Origin of the sequence: Pseudomonas fluorescens, assembly GCF_902497855.1 — a bacterium.
Lineage (GTDB): Bacteria > Pseudomonadota > Gammaproteobacteria > Pseudomonadales > Pseudomonadaceae > Aquipseudomonas > Aquipseudomonas fluorescens_BI.
On the sequence record NZ_CABVHU010000007.1, the window covers coordinates 64,979 to 89,113 of the forward strand.

A 24,135-nucleotide genomic window follows, 5' to 3' on the forward strand; every position below is an offset into this window, starting at 1 on the left:
GCCTCGAGGAGACTGAACATGGGCTTGAATAATCAGTGGATGCAACGCGATCTCGCCGTGTTGTGGCATCCCTGCACCCAGATGAAAGACCACGAACAGCTGCCGCTGATCCCGATCAAGCGCGGTGAAGGCGTGTGGCTGGAAGATTTCGAAGGCAAACGCTACCTGGACGCCGTCAGTTCCTGGTGGGTCAACGTGTTCGGCCATGCCAACCCGCGGATCAACCAGCGCATCAAGGATCAGGTCGATCAGCTGGAACACGTGATCCTCGCCGGTTTCAGCCATCAGCCCGTGATCGAGCTGTCCGAGCGCCTGGTGAAGATGACGCCAGAGGGCCTGACCCGGTGTTTCTACGCCGATAACGGCTCGTCCTGCATCGAAGTCGCGCTGAAAATGAGCTTTCACTACTGGCTCAACCGCGGCGCGCCTGCCAAGAAGCGCTTTGTCACCCTGACCAACAGCTACCACGGCGAAACCATGGCGGCGATGTCGGTGGGCGATGTGCCGCTGTTCACTGAAACCTACAAGGCCTTGCTGCTGGACACCATCAAAGTGCCGAGCCCGGATTGCTACCTGCGCCCCGAAGGCGTGAGCTGGGAAGAACACTCTCGCACTATGTTCGCCGCCATGGAACAAACCCTGGCCGAGCACCACGATACCGTGGCTGCGGTGATCGTCGAGCCGCTGATCCAGGGCGCCGGCGGCATGCGCATGTACCATCCGGTGTACCTCAAGTTGCTGCGCGAAGCCTGCGATCGCTATGGCGTGCACCTGATCCACGACGAAATCGCCGTCGGCTTCGGCCGCACCGGGACGATGTTCGCCTGCGAACAGGCCGGCATTCGCCCGGACTTCCTGTGCCTGTCCAAGGCCCTGACCGGCGGTTACCTGCCGCTGGCAGCCTGCGTGACCACCGAAGATGTCTACAGCGCGTTCTACGACGACTACCCGACCCTGCGCGCCTTCCTGCATTCCCACAGCTACACCGGCAATCCCCTGGCTTGCGCGGCGGCATTGGCGACGCTGGATATCTTCGAAGAAGACAACGTCATCGAGAACAACAAGGCCCTGGCCCGGCGCATGGCGTCCGCCACCGCGCACCTGGCCGATCACCCAAACGTCTCGGAAGTGCGCCAGACCGGCATGGTGCTGGCGATCGAGATGGTCAAGGACAAGGCCACCAAGGAAGCTTATCCGTGGCAGGAACGTCGCGGTTTGAAGGTGTTCCAGCACGCGCTGGAGCGTGGTGCTTTACTTCGTCCATTAGGCAGCGTGGTGTATTTCCTGCCGCCGTATGTGATCACCCCGGAGCAGATCGATTTTCTGGCTGAAGTGGCCAGTGAAGGGATCGACATCGCTACCCGTGACAGCGTCAGCGTTTCGGTGCCGAAGGACTTTCATCCGGGTTTCCGTGATCCGGGTTGATTGAATAGCGCTCGTTCCCACGCTCTGCGTGGGAATGCAGCCGGGGACGCTCTGCGTCCCAAAAAGCGGACGCGGAGCGTCCGGTGAGGCATTCCCACGCAGAGCGTGGGAACGATCAAATTAAAGAGAACCCGCATGAGACTGTCCCGCTTCTTTATCGACGCCCCTCTGAGCACCGGCGAGCACGAACTGCCCGAAGCCCAGGCCCATTACATCAGCCGCGTGCTACGCATGGCCGAGGGCGATGCGTTGCAACTGTTCGACGGCTCGGGCCACGAATTTCGCGCCACACTGGTAGACGTCGGCAAGAAGCGCGTCGTGGTGCAGATCGATGAAAGCTTCGCCGGGCAAGTCGAGTCGCCGCTGCAGATCCATCTCGGCCAGGGCCTGTCCCGTGGCGAGCGGATGGACTGGGCGATCCAGAAAGCCACCGAACTGGGCGTGACAGAAATCACCCCGATCTTCAGCGACCGCTGCGAAGTCCGCCTCAAGGACGAACGCGCCGACAAGCGTTTGTTGCACTGGCGTCAGGTAGCGATCAGCGCTTGCGAGCAGTGCGGACGGTCACGGGTGCCGGTGATTCACCCGCCGCTGCTGTTGGCCGATTGGTTGAAGCAGACTCAAGCAGAGTTGAAGCTGGTGCTGCATCCGGTGGCCGAGCCGCTGGTGAGTCATGCGAAGCCTGGGACACTGGCGTTTTTGATCGGGCCGGAGGGTGGGTTGTCGGATGCCGAGGTCGATCAGGCGCAGTCTGCCGGGTTTCATGCCGCCCGACTCGGCCCTCGGGTGTTGCGCACAGAGACCGCGCCGGTGGTGGCATTGGCGGTGGCCCAGCAGCTTTGGGGGGACTTTTAAGACGCCACATAACCTGTAGGAGCGAGGCTTGCCCGCGAAGGCCGCACCGCGGTTTTACAGAATCACCGCGGCGCGGCCTTCGCGGGCAAGCCTCGCTCCTACAGGACATAAAACATAATCGCCACAAAGTGCAGCAAACTCCCGGCAATCACAAACAGATGCCAGATCCCGTGCGCATGCCGCAACCGGTGATCCAGGGCAAAAAAGACAATCCCCACGGTATACAGCACCCCGCCCGACGCCAGCCAGGCAAACCCGGTGCTGCCCAGCGCCGCGAGCAGGGGCTTGACCGCCACCAGCACGATCCAGCCCATCACCGCGTAAATCACGATCGACAGGATCCGCGCTTCGGAACGCGGCTTGATCTCTTGCAGGATGCCGATCAGCGCCAATCCCCAGACAATCCCGAACAGCGTCCAGCCCCAGGGCCCGCGCAATGTCACCAGGCAGAACGGCGTGTAGCTGCCGGCGATCAGCAGGTAGATCGAAAAGTGATCGACCTTCTGCATGATCTCTTTCTTGCGCCCGCGCACGCTGTGGTAAACGGTCGACGCGCTGTAGAGCACCAGCAAGGTGAATCCGTAGATCGCCACGCTAACGATTTTCCACGGGCTGCCGTCCATGCCGGCGATCACCAGCATCCACACCACCCCGACGCACGCCGCTACCGCGCCGACCAAATGCGTCCAGGCGTTCAATCTTTCCCCGTGATACATGTGTTGCTCACCTCGAAATTAGTTGCAACATCGCGCAAGGCTCAGGCCTTGAGACTAAAAGCGCAATGTTTCAGCACGCAATCGCCCCGTGTAGGAGCCGGCTTGCTGGCGAAAGGACCTCGAGTCTTGTGGTGTTCTTCAGGACGCCTTCGCCGGCAAGCCGGCTCCTACAAAGGCCTGCGTGTCCCCTGGGAATTGGGCACAATCGAGCCATTCGAACAAGAGTCACGCCACATGCTGATCGACGAAGAGTTGACCCTGAAAAAGCTCGAGGTGTTCCTGGCCTTCATGCGTACCGGCAATCTGGCCCGGGCCGCCGCCGAATTGCAGACCAGCAACGTCAGCGTGCACCGGGCAATCCACTCCCTGGAAAGCGCCCTGCGTTGCCCGCTGTTCAAGCACGAAGGTCGCAACCTGACGCCGCTGGAAAGTGCTTATGTGCTGGAAGAACGGGCGCAGAAGCTGATTCAGGACGTGCTCGAAAGCGTGCGCCTGACCCGTGAAGCGGCCGGGTTCTCCGCAGAACGCTTCAAGCTCGGCTCGCTGTATTCGCTGACGGTGAAAACCGTGCCGCAGCTGATCATGGGCCTGAAGATCCGGCGCAGCGAGCTCAACATCGACCTGATCCTCGGCTCGAACTTCGACCTGCTGTACAAACTCAAGAACATGGAGGTCGACGCGATCCTGGTGTCCCTGGACGAGAGCATCAACGATCCGGATTGCGAGCAGATCCCGTTATTTTCCGACGATATTTTCCTTGCCACCCCGGCCGACTCGAAGTTCGCCCAACGAACCGAAGTGGACCTGGCCGAAGTGCGCGACGAGACGTTCATTACCCTGACCCAGGGCTTCGCCACGCATCAGGACGGCAAGCGGGTGTTCCAGCAGGCGGGGTTCGAACCCAAGGTGGCGATGCAGGTCAACGACATCTTCACCTTGCTGAGCATGGTCAGTTCGGGGGTGGGTTATGCGTTGTTGCCGGGGCGGATCGCGGCGGTGTATGAGAACCGGGTGAAGTTGATTCCGCTGCAGGAAAAGTATCGGTTGCAGCAGCACATCGGGGTGGTGTTTCTGAAGGCCAAGGAGAGGGATCCGAATCTGCTGGCGTTGTTGGCGGAGTGTCGGATGTATGCCAATCGCCAGGCCTGAGACCCCGCCGCCCCCTTCGCGAGCAGGCTCGCTCCCACATTAGATCGCCATGTTGCTGAGGATGTGGGAATCACCACACATCCCCTGTGGGAGCGAGCCTGCTCGCGAAGGCGTCGGTACAGGCAGCAACTATCTCGCGGGCTAGCCCATGATCCCGCGAACAATGAAGTACAACAACGAAGGCCCAAGCAGACACCCAAGCCCGGTATGGAAGGTCGCGGTCAACGCGCCATAAGGCACCAACCGCCGATCCGTCGCCGCCAGCCCGGCCGTCACACCACTGACAGTGCCCGCCAACCCGCCGAACACCATCGCCGAGCGCGGGTTATCCAGGCCCATCCAGCGCGCCGCCATCGGTGTGCCCACCATCACAAAAATCGCCTTGATCAACCCGGTAGCAATCGATAGCGCCACCACATCCGAACTCGCGCCAATCGCCGCCCCCGTCACCGGCCCGACGATATAGGTCACCGCGCCAGCGCCGATGGTGGTCATGCTGATCGCATCGCGATAGCCGAACACCCAGGCAATGCTCGCCCCGACAATGAATGGCAGAATCGTGCCGAGCAGCAAGGCAATGACACCGATCAACCCGGCTTTTTTCGCTTCGGTGGCCTGCACTTCAAAAGCCGTGGCCACGATCGCAAAGTCCCGCAGCATCGCACCGCCCATCAAACCGATGCCGGAAAACAGGGTCAGATCCGCCAGACCTTTTTGCCCGCCCGTCATGGTGCCGCCGACCCAGGCCAGTACCAGCCCGATGACGATGGCAATCGCCGAACCATGGATGCGTCCGAACGTCAGTCGTTTGGACAACACGACCGACACCCACATGATCACGCCAACAAAGGCGAACGCTGTCACCAGACCGTTATGTTCCAGGCCTTTCTCGATGAGATCCCACATATCAGCGGCCTCCAACGGGTGCGCCAACCGGCGTTATTTCTGCCGGCTCATCGGGCAAGGGTTCGCCTTTATGAGTACGGCTGATCAGGGCAATGGTGCCGCCGCAGATCACCACGGAGCCGATCGCTGCCAACACGGCAACCGGACCGCCGTGCAGGGCGGTGACGACGTTCTGTTGCGCCGCCATCGCGACCACCACCGGAATGTACATCGCGCCCCAGAAGCCGACGCCCAGCTCGCAATCCTTGGTCATGCCGCCGTGCTTGTGCATCCACAACCGCGCGCAGATCAGCAGGATCATTGCGATCCCGACGCCGCCGACGTTGGACTTCACCCCAAGCAACACGCCGAGCATGTCACCCATGATCACCCCTGCCAGCGTACAGATCGCCAACAGCGCCACACCGTAAATAATCATTGTTGTCGTCCTCAAAATGCATCGTCGAATGTTGTTTTTGTTGTTCGAAGGCCTGAGTCGTGATCTAGGGTTGGCGGTGACCCTCCTCACGCAACAGCGCCTGCAAGGTATCGAGCCGTGCACCGTCGAAGGCAATCACCGTGCCCTGCTCAAACACCCGGCGCGCCAGCCCGGTCAGCACCGCACCAGGCGGCAATTCGATCTGTAGCCGTACGCCGCGCTCGTAGGCGCTTTGCACTGTGCCGCGCCAATCCACCACGCGGCACATGTTGAAAGCCAGGTCGTCGCGCAAGGCTTCAGTGTTGATGACGGGCCGGGCGCGACTGCCGCTCAGGTAGCCCAGGGTCGGTGTTTTCAGCTGCACCTTGGCGAAGGCTTCGGCCAGGGTTTTCGCCGGTGTTTCCAGCAGCGGGCAATGGGAAGGAACGCTGACCGCCAGGCGCTTGGCGCAGCCTGCACCACAACCTTTCGCCAATTGCGCGACCGCTTTCATCGCCCCATCGCTGCCGGCAATCACCACCTGGTTATCGGCGTTGATGTTGGCCAGGTATACCGGCGTGTCGACGCTGTGAACCTGCGCCAGCAAACCTTCCACCGTCGCCAGATCCAGACCGATGATCGCGGTCATGCCATAGCCTTGTGGATAAGCCTGTTGCATCAGCTCACCGCGCAGGCTGACCAGATGCAGCGCATCGCTGAAGCTCAATGCGCCGGCGACCACCGCTGCCGGGTAAGCGCCGATGGAAAGCCCGGCCACGTAATCCGCCGCCAACCGCAACTGGCGTGAAGCAGCGACGCCGGCAATCAGTAAGCAAAGCTGAACGGCCCTGGTCGATTTCAACGACTCGGCAGAATCGAGCAGCAACGTATCTTCGCCAAGCACTTCACTCGCCTCGATCACTGTCTCATGCGGCAAACGATGGAGCATGCCCGGCTGCTGCGCGCCCTGGCCGGGAAACACCAGCAAACTGCTCATGCTGCTTGCTCCTGCGGGTTCCAGGGATTGGTGACCAGACGGGCTTCACTGGCGTTTTTCAGCAGGACCCGTTGTGAGGGACCGGCCCATTCGCGCAGGGCGACAGCGCCGTTTGGCGTTTGCAGTTGCATGTCCACCCGGCACACCGCGGCATCGAGAAGTGTCACCAGTGCCTGCGCCTGGGTGCGCTCCAAAGATTGCGGTGTACGCAGGATAAGGTCGAGGTCGCTGTGCTCGTGCAAGGCGCTAAACCCGCTGGCCAATTCAAACCCGGCACTGCCGCTGACACCCCACACCCAACCACTGGCGTCGAGGATCGGCCGCAGTTGGTCGAGGGCGCGCACTGCCGGCAAATCCCGATCAATCGAAACATGGCAAAGCGCTTCCGGCCGTACTTGACGCTGGATCGCATCGATCGCCATCGACGTTGCATACCGCTGCTCACGCAAACGTCCACGCACGCCGACCGCGACTTGATCCGCCGCGCTCAACGCACGCCGAACCACCACCGGTTGACCCGCACTGATCGACTCGATCACCCACGAAGGTGCATCCGCGGGCAAGTGCTCCGGGGTCAGCCCCCAGAGCAGGTCGTGGGCCAGTAGCGTGTTCACCACTGCTCCCTCAACAGTTGGCGAACCTGGCTCGACGCCGCGCGGTTGCTCGCGCCCAAGCGGCCGCTCAGGTCTCGGCCACTGGCGGCGACATCACCAACCGCCTGGATCAGGCATTCGCTTACCCGCGTCAGATCCGCCGCCGTCGGTTGCTCGATCTGTTCCACCGACAAGGTTTCCCAGAGCAACCCCAGGCTGGCATAGCTGTCGATGTCATACGCCATCGGCGGCACGCTGGCGGCCAGGGCTTCGAGTTCTTCGACACTGCGCAAGGTCACCCGCGCCGCCGACGCCTTGCCCATTGCATGCACCATCACCCCCGGATCACGCAGGGCGATCAATCGATTGGCCTGATAACCGTGAGCCAGAAACGCCCCGGACATGGCCTTGCCCACCAGCAAACCGATCACGGCGTGACCGGCCAGGCGTGCCCGGGCATAACTGTCTGCCGCAGCGGCCAAGGCCTGATAAATGCCCAGCGCTTCTTCGCGTCGACCGTAAGCCTGACTGGGTACATCGACGATGGCGATCAAGGCGCGTTTTTGCGGCTGATCCTGATCGGCAGCAATGACTTCATCCACAGCCTTGGCCAGGCCCCAACCTTCCAGCAAACCGACTTCGCCATTGCGGGCGCGGGCGAAGCGGTTGTCGGGGTCGGCCACCACCGCGATAAAACGAACGGGCTGGTCACCCAACGCACCGTCGGCCACCCTCAACGAAGCTGGCAAACCCGCCACCGGTTTCGCGTCTGCACTCAAGGCATTGAACCAGTGCAAACCTCTCAGGGAATACGAACTCATGAGCGCTCTCCTTGATACAGATCGCGAACCGTCGCCGGCTCGATTTGCGGCTCGGCATCCAGGCGGGCCAGCCGTTGCAAGAACAGCTCGGCCTGACGGCTACGTTGTTGCTCAGGCAAGCCCTTTTGCAGCAACCGGCTGACTTGCTCCTGAATCTGCGCCACATCGTCGGCGACAAAACCATCGGCCAGGCCACTGGCAAAACGCTGCTCGCCACCGGTCAGGCTCCAGATGAAGGGCCGGTCACGGGAGTCATATTCCTCAAGCCCGGCTTCCTGTTCGATCACTTGCGGACCGTTCAGGCCGAGCCGTGCTTCCTGGGTCACCAGCAAATAGCTGCACAACCCGGCGGCAATCGACATCCCGCCGAAGCAACCGACACTGCCGGCCACGACGCCGATCACCGGCTGGTACTGGCGCAGATCGACAATCGCGGCATGAATATCGGCAATCGCCGCCAACCCGAGGTTGGCTTCCTGCAAGCGCACGCCGCCGGTTTCCAGGAGCAACACAGCGCGGGTGGGAATGCCGTTGCGGTTGTCTTCGGCAGCCAGTTCCAGTGCACCGGCAATCTTCGCCCCGCCGACTTCACCGAGACTGCCGCCCTGGAAGGCGCCTTCGATAGCAGCGATCACCACCGGCAGACCAGCGATGCTGCCCTTGGCGATCACCACGCCGTCATCGGCTTGCGGCACCACACCCTGGCGCGACAGCCATGGCGACATGACGCGCTGGAACGGGTCGAGCAGTTCACGGAAGGTGCCGGCATCGAGCAAGGCTTTCGCCCGTTGCCGGGCACCGAGTTCGACGAAGCTGCGTCTTTGCAGGTATGGCTCAAGGAGGGCTGCATTGTCAGTCATGGCCGATCTCCTCGAAGCCTTGCTCCAGACGCAGGCGCACCACGCCAGGGGTCGCGCCGAAATCGTGGATATCGATCGCCATCGCCGGTGGGTTCTGGCCGTCGAACATCCGCGCGAACAGATGCTGCCAGCGCTGTTCGGCGCCATTGACCGAGGTCTGCACCTTGATCGTCAGCGTGCCGGCCTGACCCGGTTCGATCAGCACTTCCAGATCGCCCGAGCCGACACAGCCCACCAGCGTGCGACCGCGTGGCGGCTGCCCGGCGGGGAATTCAAAGGATAAGGTTTCCATCAGAAGGCTCCCTGGATGAGGCTGTCACCAGACTCGATACGGTCGAGGAACAGACAGGCTGCGAGCAAGTCGGCAGCGCCACCGGGCGAGGCGTTCAACGCGATTAATTGTTCGTCCAGTTGATGCAAGCGGCGGCGGCCCGCGAGGCTGGCGCTGCCACCCGCGTCGAGCACGGCTTGAGCGCCGTTTTGCATGGTGTGCAAGCCTGTTTCGCCCGCGCGGTACAGCACGCAGGTATCGGCCAGTCGAGTCATGATCGCCAGCAAGGCATCAAGCCTGGCGTTCTGCTCGCCATGGCCGGCCGCACGGCTGTGTTTGAGTTGCGGCAACGCCCGTTGGATCACCGCCGGGAATCCCAGCTGCGCTTCTTCACGAGCGCCACGAGCACCGTAACGTTGGGCGACTTGCGCGCCGTGGCTGAGCGGATGCGGCGCGTATCGGTCGTCGAGTAACGCCAGGCGTGCGGCGCGCAAAGCAATCGCACCTGGGGCCGTGGATTCGGGTTCCAGCGCGGCAGCAGTGACCAACAAGCCCAAGGCCCAGATCGCCCCGCGATGAGTATTGACGCCGCTGGTGGTGGCGAGCATCGCTTGCTCCCCTTCCCGACCGATCCGCCCGATGGCTTCGCGCAGCGGTAAACCGACCTCGCCAAATTCGCTGGCCGCTTGCGCCATTTCCTTGAACGCCGGCCACAGCGACAGTGCCGAGGCGTGCATCAGCCCCAGGTGCAAATCGGTATGAGCGCCATTGCCGCGACGGTCGACCAGCGCCGGTTTCGGCGACAGGTCGGCTTCGTCGATCAGCGCGTCCACCGCCAGGTCCGCCAGGTGCTCGGCCAGTGACAGCGGTTTGGGTTGCAGATTGAATGCGTGCATTACCAGCTCCTGAATTTGGCGGGCGGGTTGTACAGGCCACCGGACCACTCGACCAGATCGGCCACGCTTTTGGCGGCGAGCAATTCGCGGGTGGCGTCGGTGCGGCGGATGCCGAGGTCTTCGGGCAAGGCAATCAGGCCTTCGCGGCGCATGCGCGCGGTGTCTTTCGGGTTGTGTCGCAGGCCGATCACCGTCACCCCGGCGACGGCGGCGATCATCGCCTGGCGTTCTTCAAGGGACCGAGCCTTGTACAGATAGGCGATGCCTTCTTCGGTCAGCAGGTGCGTGACGTCATCGCCGTAGATCATGATCGGCGCCAGCGGCATGCCGCTCTTCTTCGCCACCTCGACGGCGTCGAGGGTTTCGACGAAGGTCGGTTTGCCACCCTCCTGGAAGGTCTCGACCATCTGCACCACCAGTTTTTTGCCGCGTTCGAGCAACGCCTCGGGCGCGTCGTTGTGGCGCATGTCGAGCCAGGCCGGCGTGCCATGGCGGCGACCGCGCGGGTCGTGGCCCATGTTTGGCGCACCGCCGAAACCGGCCAGGCGGCCGCGGGTCACGGTAGAGGAATGGCCGTCGCCGTCGACTTGCAGGGTCGCGCCGATGAACAGGTCCACCGCGTATTGCCCGGCCAGTTGGCAGAACATCCGGTTGGAACGCAGGGAGCCATCGCGTCCGGTAAAGAACACGTCGGGCCTGGCGGCGATGTAGTTTTCCATGCCCAGTTCGGTGCCAAAGCAATGCACGCTTTCGACCCAGCCACTTTCAATCGCTGGGATCAGGGTCGGGTGAGGATTGAGGGTCCAGTTGCGGCAGATTTTGCCCCTCAGGCCGAGGGACTCACCGTAGGTCGGCAGGATCAGTTCGATGGCGGCGGTATTGAAACCGATGCCGTGGTTGAGGGACTGGACGTTGTGCTTTTCGTAGATCCCGCGGATCGCCATCATCGCCATCAGCACGTGAACGGGCTTGATGTGCCGCGGGTCGCGGGTGAACAAGGGTTCGATGTAGAACGGCTTGTCGGCCACCACCACGAAGTCCACCCAGGATGCCGGGATGTCGACACGAGGCAGTTCGCTGACGTCGTCCACCAGTTGATTGACCTGGACGATGACGATGCCGTCGCTGAAGGCGGCGGGTTCGATCAATGCCGGGGTGTCTTCGGTGCTCGGGCCGGTGTAGATGTTGCCGGCGCGATCGGCCATGAAACCGGCCGAGAGCACGACGTTGGGGATCAGGTCCACCACCAGCCGCGCATAGAGTTCGATGTAAGTGTGGATCGCACCGATTTCCAACAGGCCGTCTTCGAGCAACTGGCTGATGCGCAGGCTCTGGGTGCCGGCAAAGGAGAAGTCGAGCTTGCGGGCGATGCCGCGTTCAAACAGGTCCAGGTGCTCGGCGCGACCGACACTGGGCATGATCATGTGCAAGTCATGCAGCTTGCCCGGGTCAGCCTTGGCCAGGGAGCGCGACAGGAAATCCGCCTGCTTCTGGTTATTGCCTTCCAGCACCACGCGGTCGCCTGGCAGGATCAAGGCCTCCAGCGCCGCTACGATTTTGTCGGTGGGCAACACCACACCGTCGGCGAGACCCCGCACCAGCTCGAGACGCCGCTGCTTTTCGCTGCGCCGCCGCGTCCATCGCGAGTCGGGGGATATTGTTGTTGTCATGACCACTCCACGGGTTCGCTGTCGTGGAGTCACCTTAGGAGTGTTGGGTGGGGGGCATCAATCAAGCAGAGTGGTGGATCGTTACGGCCAGAGTAATGATCGACAGAAGATTTCTGTTGCCTGCACTGGCCTTATCGTCGGATCGCCGCCCGGGGCAAGCCCGCTCCCACAGTGTCCGTGCAGCGATTCGATTTTTTGGCCAGACACAAAACCTGTGGGAGCGGGTTTGCCCGCGAAAGCGGTCTTACATCCGACATCGATGTCGGCTGACCCGCCGCCTTCGCCGGCAAGCCGGCTCCTACAGGTAATCGGGGTGTGCACAAATCATGTGACCGGCACAGATCCAATGTAGGAGCGGGCTTGCCCGCGAAGGGGCCAGAACAATCCCCGCAGTTTTAATGGCAGATCATTACTCTCCAGTCACCTGCTGCTGTACGCGAATCAGAAGCTGCGCGGTGCTTTCCAATAGCTGCGCCAGCAACGCCGGATCTTCATCCATATACCCTTCGTACTCCGCCAGGTTTCGTCGCTCGTGGCACAGCGCGAACAGCCGAACCTGTACTTTGCCAATATCAGCCGTATGAACCAGACACTGGAACACCAGATATCGCTTGTCTGACCGGTAGCCACACAAACGAAGAGCCGTCAGTGCAAGGGCGTGGGCAGCGTTGTAAGCCAGGTCGAAACGACTTGCGAAAGACAGCGATGATGTCTGCGCGTCTTTCAATCGATCCACAGCCGAACGCATCAAACCTTCGCATTCCTTGCGATCCGGCGGCTCGGCTTTCAGTCCACCGCTACGTAACAGGTTTTCCAGATTCTCGTTGCTGCCCATCCTTGGACTCCAAAGGGTTTTCCCCCATCAGATTGATCTTATTCTGCTGCGCTACCCGCACGACAAAACTGTTATCAGCCGCCAGTTTTGCGGCCCAGTCGCCGGGGGTGTAGAGCGTCGGGCTGAGGACGCGGCCCAGTTGCTCCTCCAGGGGCATGAGCCGCTCCATCATTTCACTGTAGTGCAGGCCTTCGCCAATCAGCATGAGATCAATGTCACTGGATGCGTTTGCCTGATCCTTGGCGATAGAGCCATACACGAATGCCCAGGTGATCTGTTCGGCAAAGGGTTGCAGCGCTTGGCGCAGGGGCTCGGCAATACCAAAAGTCTTGCGGGCGATACCCAACAATTCGGCATAGATCGGGCAGTCGGGATTGGCTTGATAGTGGGTCTGGTTGCCCTGACGTATCAGGGTCAGCACGCCTGCCCGCTGCAATCGGTCCAACTCACGCATGAGGCTGCCTTTGCCCACTTGAGCCCAGCGAGCGATTTCGTTGGCGTAAAAACTTTGGTCGGGTTTGCCGAACAGCAAGCCCAGTACTTTTTGCTGAGTGGTCGTGAACAAGGCTTCGCTGAGGGAAAGGTTTTTCACAATGACAACCAAAGAGTCCCAAAAAGGGAACGATAGGTCCCTTTTTGGGAATCTTCAACTTTCGCCACTGATGGGTTTTGTGTTTAAACATATATCCGCAGGTACGGAGAGAGGCTACGCAGCCTGGCGTTACTGCCTACAGCAATGCCGGAACCCGCTGACTGGTACGGTTTTGCGTTGATCTTTATCGTTTGTGTGTCGTTGCCAACCTCAGCGACCGGGCCTGGAATCCCGAGGTGTTAACGAGGCAAAAGTGCCTTTCATAACGTATGCTTGCGCACCTTTAATGTGTGCACTCCGTTATGGCGGCTGTGCGCGGGAGACCTTTGTGTCTGCCGGGTTTTGTCCGTTTGCCCGGGTTCCAGCCTGCGTACAGCTGCCACCCCTTCGGCTGGAACCGAATGGAGCAGCTGAAACTCATTAAATGGAGCTTCACTATGTTCAAAGCTACTCCCAATCCCCCGGAAACCGACACCGGTTCCGAAGCTTCCCTCGAAGCCGAAAAACTTAAGGAAGCCGCCGACCGCCTCCTCGCGCACTTCTTCCCCCCGGCTGACGAAAAACCGGGCAAGCACCGAAAATTCCAGCTCTTCACCGTCGATCCCGATATCAACACCGAAGCCCTTCTGGCCAACGCATCCGAAGACCTGCTGTCCATCAGCGCCATTGCCGCCGATCTGGCGGACGATGTGGAAGGCTCGCGCCGCTCGGTGGCCTTGGCGCTCAGCAGAATGGCGGATGGCGTGCAGTTGTTGGTGGAGCGGGTGATGGATCATCATGAAGAGTCGCAACTGAAGGCTCAGGCCAGCGCTTAGCAGTCAGGTCTGCGGTGAGTTGAAGGCCGCCTTCGCTGCGGTGCGGCGATCCGACAAGCCAGCTCCTACATGACCACCTGCGTACCGATGAATTGTGGTCAACACAAACCCTGTAGGAGCCGGCTTGCCGGCGAAGGCGTCCTTTCAGCCAACAATGATGTCGACTGGTAGGGCCTCTTCGCTGGCAAGCCAGCTCCTACATGACCACCTGCGTACCGATCAATTGTGGTCAACACAAACCCTGTAGGAGCCGGCTTGCCGGCGAAGGCGTCCGGTCATATGAGCCCGGCACTCACCAACAACGCCTCCAGCGCCAACAAATCCGGCACCTTCGCCACTTGCTCCCCCACCTGCACCGCCGCCTGTTCCAGCGAACACAACGGCACATCCACATAGCTCAACTGACTGTCGAGCTTGTACGAGCGTGGAATCCCCTGCACCAGCAGCGCAATGAACTTCAGCTCAGGCCGCCCGCCAAGGGCATTGAGAATGACAATCCGCGCCCGCTCACCGATGACGATCTGATTGCCACACGCCGACTCGAAACTGAGCAATGGAATCTGCCGGTTACGCCACGCAACCCGCCCCAGATACCAGGGTGGCGTCTCGAGCTCCAGGGTTCCCGGCTGGTAGTCGATCAGCTCCGCGACGGCGACGTTGGGCAAAATCAGGTGACGGTCGGCCAGGGGCAACAGCAGTCCGGTGAGGTTGCTGGTGCGGTGCTCAAGCATGGGTCTTGCTCCACAGGGCGATGCTTTCGAGCAGCACCGATTCCTGGTACGGCTTGCCGAGGTAGTCGTTGACGCCGATGGCCATGGCGCGGTCGCGGTGCTTCTGGCCGGTGCGCGAGGTGATCATGATGATCGGCAGGTGCTGCAAGCGTTCGTCCGCGCGCACCCGGGTCGCGACTTCGAAGCCGTCCATGCGCGGCATTTCGATGTCCAGCAGCATCAGGTCCGGCAGGTGTTCTTCGAGCAGCAACATGGCGTCGACGCCGTCCTTGGCGGTCAGCACGTTCATGCCGTGACGTTCGAGCAAACGGCTGGTGACCTTGCGCACAGTGACCGAATCGTCGACCACCAGCACCAGCAAGGGTTTGTGCGGCTCGGGTTCCGCGTCTTGAACCAACGGTCGTTGCGGCACCTGCGCCTGCATGGCGCGGATCGGTGCCAGCAGATCGACAATCAGCACCACCCGGCCATCACCCAGGATCGTGGCCCCGGACAAACCCTGGACCGCAGCGAACTGCGGTCCGAGGCTTTTCACCACGATCTCGCGAGTGCCGGCCATGGCATCGACCTGCACGGCGATATGTCGCTCGTTGCACTGCACCAGCAAGACCGGCAGCGGCAGGCTCTGGCCCAGCAGTTTGGGGCGGGGGCTGGTCTTGAGCAATTCACCGAGATAGCACAGTTCATAGTGTTGCCCGGCGTATTTGTAGGTCGGCGGATCGAGCCGGTAATGCCCTTCGAGCTCGTTGGGCAACACCCGTACGATGCCGTCGATGGTGTTCAGCGGGATCGCGTATTGATCCTCCCCGCACTGCACCATCAGCGCGCGGTTGACCGATACGGTGAACGGCAGGCGAATCCGGAAGTGCACGCCCTGCCCAGGCACGGAGTCGATGCTCATCGTGCCGCCGAGTTGCCGGACTTCTTCGTGAACCACGTCCATGCCGACGCCCCGCCCGGAAATCTGGGTGATTTTCTCAGCGGTGGAGAACCCCGGCTGCAGGATGAATTGCAGCACGTCGCGGTCGCTGATATGGCTGTCCGGCGCCAGCAGGCCGCGCTTGATCGCCTTGCGCCGGACCGCATCCAGCGGCACGCCGGCACCGTCGTCGCGGATGTCGAAAATGATGTCGCCGCCCTCTCGCGACAGGTCGAGGGTAATCCGGCCCTGGGCCGGTTTACCCGCCGCGATACGCACCTCGGCGGACTCCAGCCCGTGGTCCACGGCATTGCGCAGCATGTGCTCCAGCGGCGCCGCCATGCGTTCGAGCACATTACGGTCCATCTCGCCTTCAGCGTTGCCGACGATGAACTCCACGTCTTTGCCCAGCTCGCTGGAGACCTGCCGGACGATGCGTTTCAAGCGCGGCAGCATGCGCTCGAACGGCACCATGCGCGTACGCATCAGGCCCTCTTGCAGTTCGGTGTTGATGCGGCCCTGCTGTTGCAGCAGGTTGTCCGCGTCCTGGTTGCGCCGGTCGAGCGTTTCCTTGAGGTCGAGCAGGTCGGAGGCGGATTCGAACAGCGCCCGCGACAGTTGCTGCAACTGCGAATGACGGTCCATTTCCAGCGGATCGAACTCTTCGTACCCCAGGCGTTCGGCGTCGACCTGCTGACGGCTGAGAATCCGCCCCTGGGTTTCGGTATCGAGGCGGCGCAACTGGTCGCGCATGCGCTCGATGGTGGTTTCCATCTCGCTCAGGGCCACGCGCGCATCGTTGACCTGTTGCTCGATCCGACCCCGGAAGATCGAGGTTTCGGCAGCCAGGTTGACCAGGTCGTCGAGCAGTTCCGCCGAGACCTTGACCATGTCGGCGCCGGCATCAGGGAGCGGCGCGGGTGGCTCGGACTTGTGCGTCGCGAGTGTTACAACCGGTGCTTCAGGCACCGCTGGGTGGCTGAAATTCCTGATCGCGTCGATCAGTTGATCGGCCGCAGGCAACGGGACCCCGGCGCGGGTCGCGTCGAGCATTTGCGCCAGGTGGTCATGGCTGCTTTGCAGCAGAGCGAACAACGCGGGGGTGGGTTGCAGCACGCCAGCGGACAGGCCTTCGTAGAGAAATTCCAGCTCATGGGCGAGGTCGCCGATCGGGACGATTTCGACCATCCGCGCGCCGCCCTTGAGGGTGTGCAGATCCCGCAACAGGGTTTCCACTTCCTGACGATGGGTCGGTTCGGCCTGCCAGCGCGCCAATGCCGCGCCAGAGTTTTCAATGATGTCGAAACCTTCTTCGAGGAAGATGTCCTGCAACTCGGGATCATGGGCGACCGAGTCATTGGCCGGCGCGGACTCGACCCGCTCAAGGGTATTGATAGGGTCCTGACGGAACTGGCGAATGAGGTCGATCAGTTCGCCCGGATCGGCCAATGGCTGCCGGTCTTGCAGTTGTTCAAGCAACGCTGCGAGTCGGTCATGGCTGTGTTGCAGCAGTTGCGCCAACGCGTCTGCGTGACTGAAACGGCGATCGACCAGGCCTTCGTAAAGGCTTTCCAACTCATGGGCCAGGTCACCGACGGGCTCGACTCTGGCCATCCGCGCACCGCCCTTGAGGGTGTGCATGTCACGCTGCAGGGACACCAGCGGTGCGGCATTGTCCGGGTCGCCCAGCCAGCGCTGCAGGGCCTGGCCGGCGCTTTCGAGGATATCCACTGCCTCTTCGAGGAAGATCTCGACGATCTCATCGTCCAGCTCGACGCCGCGGTCCCTTGTAGGAGCGGGCTTGCCAGCGAAGGACTCACAGGCACCGCGTTTATCCATTGGAAACGCGTCATCGTTGACGTCGCGATCCTCTGTAGGAGCTGGCTTGCCAGCGAAGGACTCATAGGCGCCGCGCTTATCCATTGGAAACGCGTCATCGTTAACGACCTTCGCTGGCAAGCCAGCTCCTACAGGGGTCTGCGCCAGTTCTGCCGTAACGCTGCCGAGCTCGCGAATGCTCAGGGTTCGGCTGCCGTCGCTACGGATCAGGCCCATGGCCGAGGGGTCGAGGCTTTCATCGAGCAAGCCGCGCAAGGCCTGGATCCGCTCCGGTTGCGGGCTGACTTCCTGGCCGGCGGCCAGTTCGTCGAGCATGTTGATCAGCGCTTCGTGGGCACTTTGTGCCTCGTTGAAAAACCGCTCACTGACCGCCAGGCTGCTTTCCTCCACCGCGCCATAGAGGTCGAGCAAGGCTTCGCAGAGCTCATCCACCGGATGCAGATCGGCCAGGTGCGCGCCTTCGCCCAGAGTGGTCAATTCGTCCAGCAGTGCGCTGAGTTCCTGCCGCTCGCCGGGATGTTGCTGCCAACGCCGCAACAGGCTTTCGGCATCCAGCAGAATGTCCATGCCCTGGGCGAGAAAGTTATTGATCAACTGCGGATCGCGTTTGATGCGCAGCCTGGTATTGGGTGCACTCTGTAGACTTTGCAGCCGCTCGGCCAATAACGCCTGGGTGCGCTCGATCAACGAGCGGGCACCGGGAATCCCCGCCAGTGGATCGCGCTTGAGTTGACGCAGCCCGAGGCGGAACAGTCCTTCAGCCTCCAGCAACAGCTCGATTTCATCCAGATCCAGCGCAAGCAGGTGTGCCTTGTATTCCCTGGTCAGTTGATCCAGCGGCGCTGCCAGCTCGGCAATCGGCAAGACGCCCGCCATGGAGGCGCTGCCCTTGAGGGTGTGCAAGGCCCGCTGCAATTCGTCGCTGGCCTGCAACGGCATCTGCTCGGCGGCCCGGTCGAGGAAGCGGTTGAGACTGCCCAAATGGGTTTCGGCTTCGTTGCGAAAAATCTCCAGCAACAACGGATCAAGGGCCTCAACCTCCTGCGCGACCTCATCCGCCGGAGGTTCATCGCCCTTGGCCAGCGCATGGGCACACGCGGCCAATTGATCGACATCATTGCGCTGGCGTTGGGCATTGGCGGCAAATTCGCCCACCCCCGCTTCGCCGACCGGCGGCGGCAACAGGCTGCCGGGGGTGTTCAGGGCGGGCGGGTTGACGGCCGATACGGGACTGGCCAGCGCATCGGCCAGGGTCTGCACGATGGCCGGATCGTCCAGGTCCTGATGATCGCGCATGTCCTGTACTTGCGTCGGGCTGAGCACCTCTTCAAGCACCGGCACCGGTTGCTCGCTGGGGAAAAAGCCGAGGGAGGCCAGGCTCTTTTGCGCGACGTCGAGCAGATGTTCGCCCGGCGCTTCGGGGTCGTCGCCAAGGCGCTCCAGGTAGTATTCGATGCTGGTCACGACGTCGGCCAGGCTGTCGAGTTCCTGCCAGCCGGGGTGACCCGGATCCAGCAACAGGTGCTCGTGGATAAACCGGTTGCAGGTTTCGATCAGGCTCGCCGCGCGACGCAACGCAATCATCGCCAGCGCGCCGCGCACCTGGGTCAGCAAGGCCGGCAATGGCTGCAGGTGTTGGCGGTCCCAGTCGGCGTCGATGTAGTCGACGATCATGTCCTTGGCCTGTTGCAGGCAAATGCGCGCTTCCTTGATCACGATCTGGTGGATCTGCGTCAGGTCGGTGGTCGGCAGACGGCTTTCTTCCTGGCTTTGCGGCTCGACGGTGCCGACCATGCCGGCCAGGGTCGCTTCGACATAGAGCAAGGCGCCGGCGACGTCCATCAGGATCGCGTCGTTGGGCTCACGCTGGCCTTGGGCAAGACTCAATACCACCGCCAGCTGATCGATGATGACCTTGCGTGGCTGGCCGAAGCCGAGCACCGCCAGGGTGTCGGCGATTTGCCGCAGCGGCGCCAGCAAGCTGTCGAGGTCCGAGGTGTGCTGACGGTCGCTGCGCACGAACAGGTCCAGGCGCTCCTTGACCCGCACCAGTTCTTCGCACAACGCCGCCAGCACCGAGCGCATGGCGTCGCGGTCGGGGCCGGCCAACCGTGCCCGTTCTTCATCGACCATCGCACTGTCAGGCAGCGCATCGTCCAGTCCGTAGCGATCTTTCATGGTCAGCATCTGCCCGGTGGGGTGTTCGGCCTTGGCAATGTAAAACAGCAAACGCTTGAGCAACGCCGGCGGTGCCGGCTGATTGATGCCGGGCATGCCCTGCTCGAGCAGCCGCTTGAGTTGCTGATCGGCCTCCTTGAACAGGCTACGCAAGGCCGGGCTATTGGCGATCGCGCCGCTGCGCATGCCTTCGACCAGCGCCGAGGCGACTTGCCACAACGGCCCCAGGGGCGCCGTGCCACACAGCCCTTCCAGGCGCGAAAACACCGTGGTCAGGTACCCGAGATTAGTTTCGTCATCCTGCTCGCGCAGCAATCCGGCCAGGGCCATCTGCAACATCTGCCGCAGCTTGCGTAGCACAGCCGGTAAATCCGCCGGTTCCAGCAATGTCAGAGACTCTTCATCCAGTGGCGGCAGGTCCGGCAATTGCGGGATGAACAGGCTGGTTTCCGACAACAGGCTTTCGCCTCGGACGCTGCGCAGATCGTTGATCAGCGGCAACATCACCAGCGGCAGGTCCCGACGGGCGCCTTGCACCCGGTCGAGGTAGATCGGCAGTTGCCCCAGGGCCTGCAGCAACAGATGGATAGCCTCATCGCGATGGCCGACTCGGTCACGCAGCAGGGCGCTGGTCAATTGCTCCATTTCTTCGGCGAACAGCGCCGCGCCATGGAACTCGACCATCTGCAAGCTGCCATGAACCTGATGGATGCACGCCAGGCATTCGCTCAGGGCGTGCGTCGCCTGCGGGTCGTCCAGCAAGGTCACGATCGCCTGATGAGCCACTTTCAGCGTTTCGGCAATCTCGCCCTTGACCCACTCGAGGGCCACATAGTCGTGCCGATCACCCATAACCACTCCAGTCCGCACCCCAATGAGGAATCATACGCCCTCGGGCGCTTCACACTTTATCAGCAGCCTGCGCCCTAGTGGTCGGCAAGGTGAAGCCGGACACCGAACGCCGCAGCTGACTGGCCATTTTCGCCAGGTTGCCGATACTCTCGGCGGTGGCCGTGGAACCGGACGAGGTCTGCGTGGTGATCTGCTGAATCACGTTCATCGTCAGGGAAATCTGCCCGGCCGAAGAGGTCTGTTGCTGCGCTGCATTGGAAATACTCTGGATCAGCGCCGCCAGGGTCTTCGACACCCCTTCGATTTCTTCCAGGGCCACTCCGGCATCCTGCGCCAGACGCGCGCCACGCACCACTTCGGTGGTGGTTTGCTCCATGGAAATCACGGCTTCGTTGGTGTCGGTCTGGATCGCCCGCACCAGGGTTTCGATCTGTCGGGTCGCGGCGGACGAACGCTCGGCCAGTCGTTGCACTTCGTCGGCCACCACGGCAAAACCGCGTCCGGCATCACCGGCCAGGGACGCCTGGATCGCCGCGTTCAGGGCGAGGATGTTGGTCTGGTCGGCAATGTCATCGATCAGGCTGACTATATCGCCGATTTCCTGGGAAGACTCGCCCAAGCGCTTGATGCGCTTGGCGGTGTCCTGAATCTGCTCGCGAATGTTGTCCATGCCGTGGATGGTGTTGTGCACCACCTCGTTGCCTTTGTTGGCGATTTCCACCGAACGCTCGGCCACCGCCGAGGATTCGGCCGCATTGGCCGAGACCTGGTCGATGGACTCGGCCATGTCGTTGATCGCCGTGGACGCCTCGGCAATCTGCTGGGCCTGATGCTCCGAGGCCTGAGCCAGGTGCATCGCGGTGGCCTGGGTTTCCTGCACAGCGGCGGCAACCTGGCCGGCCGTGAGGTTGATCGTCGCCACCAGATCCCGCAGCTGATCGACCGAGTAGTTGATCGAATCGGCGATGGTCCCGGTGAAGTCTTCGGTCACCGTGGCGGTCACGGTCAGGTCGCCGTCGGCCAGGTCCTCGATTTCATCCAGTAGCCGCATGATTGCGGTCTGATTGCGCTCGTTCTTCTCGGCAGTCTCGCGTAACTGACGATTGGTTTCGCGCACCATCACCAGCCCGATGAGGATGATCGACATCAGTGCCGCCAGGCCCAGTACATAGCCGCCAATAGTGTCGGTATTGCGCCCGCCGGCGAGGTTTTCGAACCCGGTGGCCAGGTGCGAGGCTTCGTCGAGCAGGGTTTGCGACAAAGTGAAAATATTGCTGGCCGATTCCCGGACCTTGAACAGCTCCGGCGACGTTTCGAGGATTTCGTCCACCGAACCGGAGACGAATTGGAATAGCTCGGAAATCTCGATCAACCGGGCGCGAGCATCGCGGTCTTCGACCTGGCTCACCTTCAGCGCCGGATTACCCTGGAGCATGCCGGTGAGCACCTGGCCGAATCGCGCGGCGTCGCGACCAAACGCGTCGGCGGCCTGTTGCGAGTTTTCGTCTCCGGACAGCACGGTGTTCACCGCGCCGAGGATACGTTCAGCCAGCAGCGTCTGACGCTGGGCCATCGCAACCTGTGCGGCCGGCGCACCGCGCTGCAGGAGGATTTCGACGACCTTTTCGTACTCGACCTGCAGCTGCGGCACGGTTTCGGCCAGGGTGGCGGCGACCTGATGCAGGGACAGTACCGTCTGTTCGCTGGCGAGGATCGTGTCGGTGTTTTTCAACAGACGCTCCCAATCCAGCTGCACGGCGCGCATTTCCGGGCGCACGGTAGACGGCGCCGGCGGCAGGCCGGTGGAAGGGTCGCCTTTCTTCAAATAGCCCCAACGCCGGGCAAAATCATTGCGCGCGTCGCTGAGCAGTTTGAACGCCGGTGCCTTGCCCGCCGCGGCTTCGGTGGCATTCTTGGCGATGCGCTGGGACAGCACGCGCAGCTCGCCGGCATGGCCGATGTACTGCTTGTCGTACGTGGCTTGGGTATTGAGGTAAGCGAAGTGGGCGAACAGCAGCATGATGAAGACGATCAGCGCGATGAACAGCGCAATGATCTGCGAGCGGCTGCGCGACGCTTCCGGCTTGGCTGTTTTTGCTTTTATCATCGGTTCTCGCCTTTAACCAACACCTGTGAACCTTTGCCGAGCCCCCCTGTAGGAGCGAGCTTGCTCGCGATGAACCTGAGAACACCGCGGGGTGTCAGGCTTGCAGCGTTATCGTTGACGACCATCGCGAGCAAGCTCGCTCCTACAGGGGTCCAGCGCGACGTGCAGGAAACTTTGCGACTGCACCAACGCAAACGGGCTGAACACCTGCCAGCTCTGCTCGCGTTGAAATCGGCCGGTGACAAACGCCGACATCGGCCCGCGCCCATTGTCTGCCGGCTCCAGGCTGTCCTGGGCGAAGTGCTGCAAGCCGAAGACCTCATCGACCATCAACCCGGCGAACATATCGCCATGCTCGACCACCAACACCCGCCGCTGCCTGCGCAGAGGTGACAGTTCATGGCCGAAGAAGCCACATAAATCCATGATCGGCAGCAATCGCCCGCGCAAGTTGGCGACGCCCTTGACCCAGGGCTTGACGCCCGGCAGCTGAGTGCACCGCGGCTCGTGCAACACTTCGCTGACTTCGCCCATGGGCGCGACGTACCAGTGCTCGCCCAGGCGAAAACCGATACCGCTCCAGCTGTCCTGTCGGAACGGCTGGGACGGTAGATCCGCCGCCAGCAGACGACAACGCCGATCGATCTGCAGCAGCAATTCGAAGGCGGTCAGCGACTCGGTCATGGCCCGACGTTCAACCGGCCAGCACGTTGTTCAGGGTCTTGATCAGGGTGTCTTCGTCGACCGGTTTGGTCAGGTAGTCCCTGGCCCCCTGGCGCGTGCCCCAGACCTTGTCGGTTTCCTGATCCTTGGTGGTAATGATGATCACCGGAATGTGTCCGGTTTCCGGGTCTTTGGTCAGCTGACGGGTTGCCTGAAAACCGTTGAGGCCAGGCATGACGATATCCATCAGCACCGCGTCGGGTTTTTCCTGGCGGGCCAGGGCCACACCGTCGGCGCCGTTTTCGGCTTTCAACACTTCATGGCCGTGCTTTTCCAGCATGCCGGTCAGTTTGTACATTTCGGTCGGCGAATCATCGACGATCAGGATACGTGCCATGGTCTTCCCCATTCTTGTCGACACCGGGCCCGCTGGCCAAGCGTCACTGTGGTGTCTTACTGCGGCAAAACGGCGGCGAAGCCCGGTACATGGGCCTGGATCGCGTTCAGCAGTTCTTCCTTGCTGAAAGGCTTGGTCAAAAACTGGTCGGAGCCGACGATGCGCCCCTTGGCCTTGTCGAACAACCCGTCCTTGGACGACAGCATGATCACGGGTGTGGACTTGAACGCGCTGTTGTTCTTGATCAGGGCGCAGGTCTGATAACCATCCAGACGCGGCATCATGATGTCGACAAAGATAATGCCAGGGTGATTATCGGCAATCTTGGCCAGGGCATCGAAACCATCGATGGCCGTGATGACCTCACAACCCACGTTTTGCAACAGCGTTTCGGCGGTGCGGCGAATCGTCTTCGAATCGTCGATCACCATGACCTTCAAGGCGCTGGAATGCCGTTCCATAAGTGCTCTACCGTCGCCTTTGCGAATCAAATTGTCCATTTGCGTTAACCGGAGGCTTCAAGCCCTTGATGTTCAAGGCCCAGCACGATATGGCAGCCTTTTTAGCACAGTCTCCAACTCCAATCTATCGGGCGACTGGCGCGGTGGTTTTTCCTTGACCCGGAACACACTCAGCGCCACTCTGACGCCA

22 protein-coding genes are annotated in these 24,135 nt (G+C 61.8%); 4 read left to right on the forward strand and 18 right to left on the reverse strand.

Annotated elements, in window-relative coordinates:
• Nucleotides 1-18: 18 nt before the first annotated feature.
• Nucleotides 19-1,425 carry an adenosylmethionine--8-amino-7-oxononanoate transaminase gene (locus F8N96_RS15500; protein ID WP_150798537.1) on the forward strand — a complete coding sequence of 469 codons (1,407 nt, stop codon included), beginning with the start codon at nucleotides 19-21 and terminating at the stop codon, nucleotides 1,423-1,425.
• Between the two features lie 135 nt (nucleotides 1,426-1,560).
• Nucleotides 1,561-2,280, forward strand: coding sequence for a 16S rRNA (uracil(1498)-N(3))-methyltransferase (locus F8N96_RS15505; RefSeq protein ID WP_150798538.1), 720 nt, complete (start codon nucleotides 1,561-1,563; stop codon nucleotides 2,278-2,280).
• Nucleotides 2,281-2,378: 98 nt separating this feature from the next.
• Here F8N96_RS15505 and trhA read toward each other — a convergent pair whose 3' ends face one another.
• Nucleotides 2,379-2,996 (reverse strand): PAQR family membrane homeostasis protein TrhA, encoded by a 618-nt coding sequence (gene trhA, locus F8N96_RS15510; RefSeq protein ID WP_150798539.1) that lies wholly within the window; start codon nucleotides 2,994-2,996, stop codon nucleotides 2,379-2,381.
• A 234-nt stretch (nucleotides 2,997-3,230) separates the two neighbouring features.
• On the opposite strand from trhA, the gene F8N96_RS15515 reads away from it, so the two are divergent.
• A complete protein-coding gene (locus F8N96_RS15515; RefSeq protein ID WP_150798540.1) occupies nucleotides 3,231-4,145 on the forward strand; it encodes a LysR substrate-binding domain-containing protein in 915 nt (304 codons plus the stop codon).
• 141 nt (nucleotides 4,146-4,286) lie between these two features.
• Here the strand turns inward: F8N96_RS15515 and madM are convergent, their stop codons facing one another.
• From madM to F8N96_RS15575, 11 genes are all read right to left on the reverse strand, one after another.
• The gene (madM, locus tag F8N96_RS15520) at nucleotides 4,287-5,051 is read right to left on the reverse strand and encodes a malonate transporter subunit MadM (RefSeq protein WP_150798541.1); all 765 of its coding nucleotides are present in this window, start codon (nucleotides 5,049-5,051) and stop codon (nucleotides 4,287-4,289) included.
• 1 nt (nucleotide 5,052) lies between these two features.
• Nucleotides 5,053-5,469 (reverse strand): malonate transporter subunit MadL, encoded by a 417-nt coding sequence (gene madL / locus F8N96_RS15525; protein WP_150798542.1) that lies wholly within the window; start codon nucleotides 5,467-5,469, stop codon nucleotides 5,053-5,055.
• Nucleotides 5,470-5,533: 64 nt separating this feature from the next.
• Nucleotides 5,534-6,445, reverse strand: coding sequence for a malonate decarboxylase subunit epsilon (mdcH, locus tag F8N96_RS15530; RefSeq protein ID WP_150798543.1), 912 nt, complete (start codon nucleotides 6,443-6,445; stop codon nucleotides 5,534-5,536).
• Complete coding sequence (locus tag F8N96_RS15535) at nucleotides 6,442-7,062, reverse strand: malonate decarboxylase holo-ACP synthase (RefSeq protein WP_150798544.1); 621 nt, start codon at nucleotides 7,060-7,062, stop codon at nucleotides 6,442-6,444. Before F8N96_RS15535 ends, mdcH begins: the two co-directional genes overlap by 4 nt.
• Nucleotides 7,056-7,859, reverse strand: coding sequence for a biotin-independent malonate decarboxylase subunit gamma (gene mdcE / locus F8N96_RS15540; RefSeq protein WP_150798545.1), 804 nt, complete (start codon nucleotides 7,857-7,859; stop codon nucleotides 7,056-7,058). The genes F8N96_RS15535 and mdcE overlap by 7 nt, the downstream gene beginning before the upstream one ends.
• On the reverse strand, nucleotides 7,856-8,719 hold the full coding sequence (locus F8N96_RS15545; RefSeq protein ID WP_150798546.1) for a biotin-independent malonate decarboxylase subunit beta: 864 nt from the start codon (nucleotides 8,717-8,719) through the stop codon (nucleotides 7,856-7,858). The genes mdcE and F8N96_RS15545 overlap by 4 nt, the downstream gene beginning before the upstream one ends.
• Nucleotides 8,712-9,011: a malonate decarboxylase subunit delta gene (locus F8N96_RS15550; RefSeq protein WP_064680236.1), complete on the reverse strand. Its 300-nt coding sequence runs from the start codon at nucleotides 9,009-9,011 to the stop codon at nucleotides 8,712-8,714. Before F8N96_RS15550 ends, F8N96_RS15545 begins: the two co-directional genes overlap by 8 nt.
• Nucleotides 9,011-9,886, reverse strand: coding sequence for a triphosphoribosyl-dephospho-CoA synthase (locus F8N96_RS15555; protein WP_150798547.1), 876 nt, complete (start codon nucleotides 9,884-9,886; stop codon nucleotides 9,011-9,013). The genes F8N96_RS15550 and F8N96_RS15555 overlap by 1 nt, the downstream gene beginning before the upstream one ends.
• Nucleotides 9,886-11,556, reverse strand: a complete 1,671-nt coding sequence (gene mdcA / locus F8N96_RS15560) for a malonate decarboxylase subunit alpha (RefSeq protein WP_150798548.1) — start codon at nucleotides 11,554-11,556, stop codon at nucleotides 9,886-9,888. The genes F8N96_RS15555 and mdcA overlap by 1 nt, the downstream gene beginning before the upstream one ends.
• A 409-nt stretch (nucleotides 11,557-11,965) precedes the next feature.
• Nucleotides 11,966-12,391: a hypothetical protein gene (locus F8N96_RS15570; RefSeq protein ID WP_150798549.1), complete on the reverse strand. Its 426-nt coding sequence runs from the start codon at nucleotides 12,389-12,391 to the stop codon at nucleotides 11,966-11,968.
• Nucleotides 12,354-12,983 carry a transcriptional regulator gene (locus F8N96_RS15575; RefSeq protein ID WP_150798550.1) on the reverse strand — a complete coding sequence of 210 codons (630 nt, stop codon included), beginning with the start codon at nucleotides 12,981-12,983 and terminating at the stop codon, nucleotides 12,354-12,356. Before F8N96_RS15575 ends, F8N96_RS15570 begins: the two co-directional genes overlap by 38 nt.
• Before the next feature lie 437 nt (nucleotides 12,984-13,420).
• Here F8N96_RS15575 and F8N96_RS15580 point away from each other — a divergent pair, with 437 nt between their 5' ends.
• Nucleotides 13,421-13,798: a DUF6124 family protein gene (locus F8N96_RS15580; protein ID WP_150798738.1), complete on the forward strand. Its 378-nt coding sequence runs from the start codon at nucleotides 13,421-13,423 to the stop codon at nucleotides 13,796-13,798.
• 275 nt (nucleotides 13,799-14,073) lie between these two features.
• Here the strand turns inward: F8N96_RS15580 and F8N96_RS15585 are convergent, their stop codons facing one another.
• From F8N96_RS15585 to pilG, 6 genes are all read right to left on the reverse strand, one after another.
• The gene (locus F8N96_RS15585; RefSeq protein WP_150798551.1) at nucleotides 14,074-14,529 is read right to left on the reverse strand and encodes a chemotaxis protein CheW; all 456 of its coding nucleotides are present in this window, start codon (nucleotides 14,527-14,529) and stop codon (nucleotides 14,074-14,076) included.
• Nucleotides 14,522-20,317: an Hpt domain-containing protein gene (locus F8N96_RS15590; RefSeq protein WP_150798552.1), complete on the reverse strand. Its 5,796-nt coding sequence runs from the start codon at nucleotides 20,315-20,317 to the stop codon at nucleotides 14,522-14,524. Before F8N96_RS15590 ends, F8N96_RS15585 begins: the two co-directional genes overlap by 8 nt.
• 49 nt (nucleotides 20,318-20,366) lie before the next feature.
• The gene (locus F8N96_RS15595) at nucleotides 20,367-22,424 is read right to left on the reverse strand and encodes a methyl-accepting chemotaxis protein (RefSeq protein ID WP_150798553.1); all 2,058 of its coding nucleotides are present in this window, start codon (nucleotides 22,422-22,424) and stop codon (nucleotides 20,367-20,369) included.
• 108 nt (nucleotides 22,425-22,532) lie between these two features.
• Nucleotides 22,533-23,108, reverse strand: coding sequence for a chemotaxis protein CheW (locus F8N96_RS15600; RefSeq protein WP_150798554.1), 576 nt, complete (start codon nucleotides 23,106-23,108; stop codon nucleotides 22,533-22,535).
• Between the two features lie 10 nt (nucleotides 23,109-23,118).
• Nucleotides 23,119-23,484 (reverse strand): twitching motility response regulator PilH, encoded by a 366-nt coding sequence (gene pilH / locus F8N96_RS15605; protein WP_007987790.1) that lies wholly within the window; start codon nucleotides 23,482-23,484, stop codon nucleotides 23,119-23,121.
• A 56-nt stretch (nucleotides 23,485-23,540) separates the two neighbouring features.
• Nucleotides 23,541-23,945 (reverse strand): twitching motility response regulator PilG, encoded by a 405-nt coding sequence (gene pilG, locus F8N96_RS15610; protein WP_150798739.1) that lies wholly within the window; start codon nucleotides 23,943-23,945, stop codon nucleotides 23,541-23,543.
• Nucleotides 23,946-24,135 lie beyond the last annotated feature (190 nt).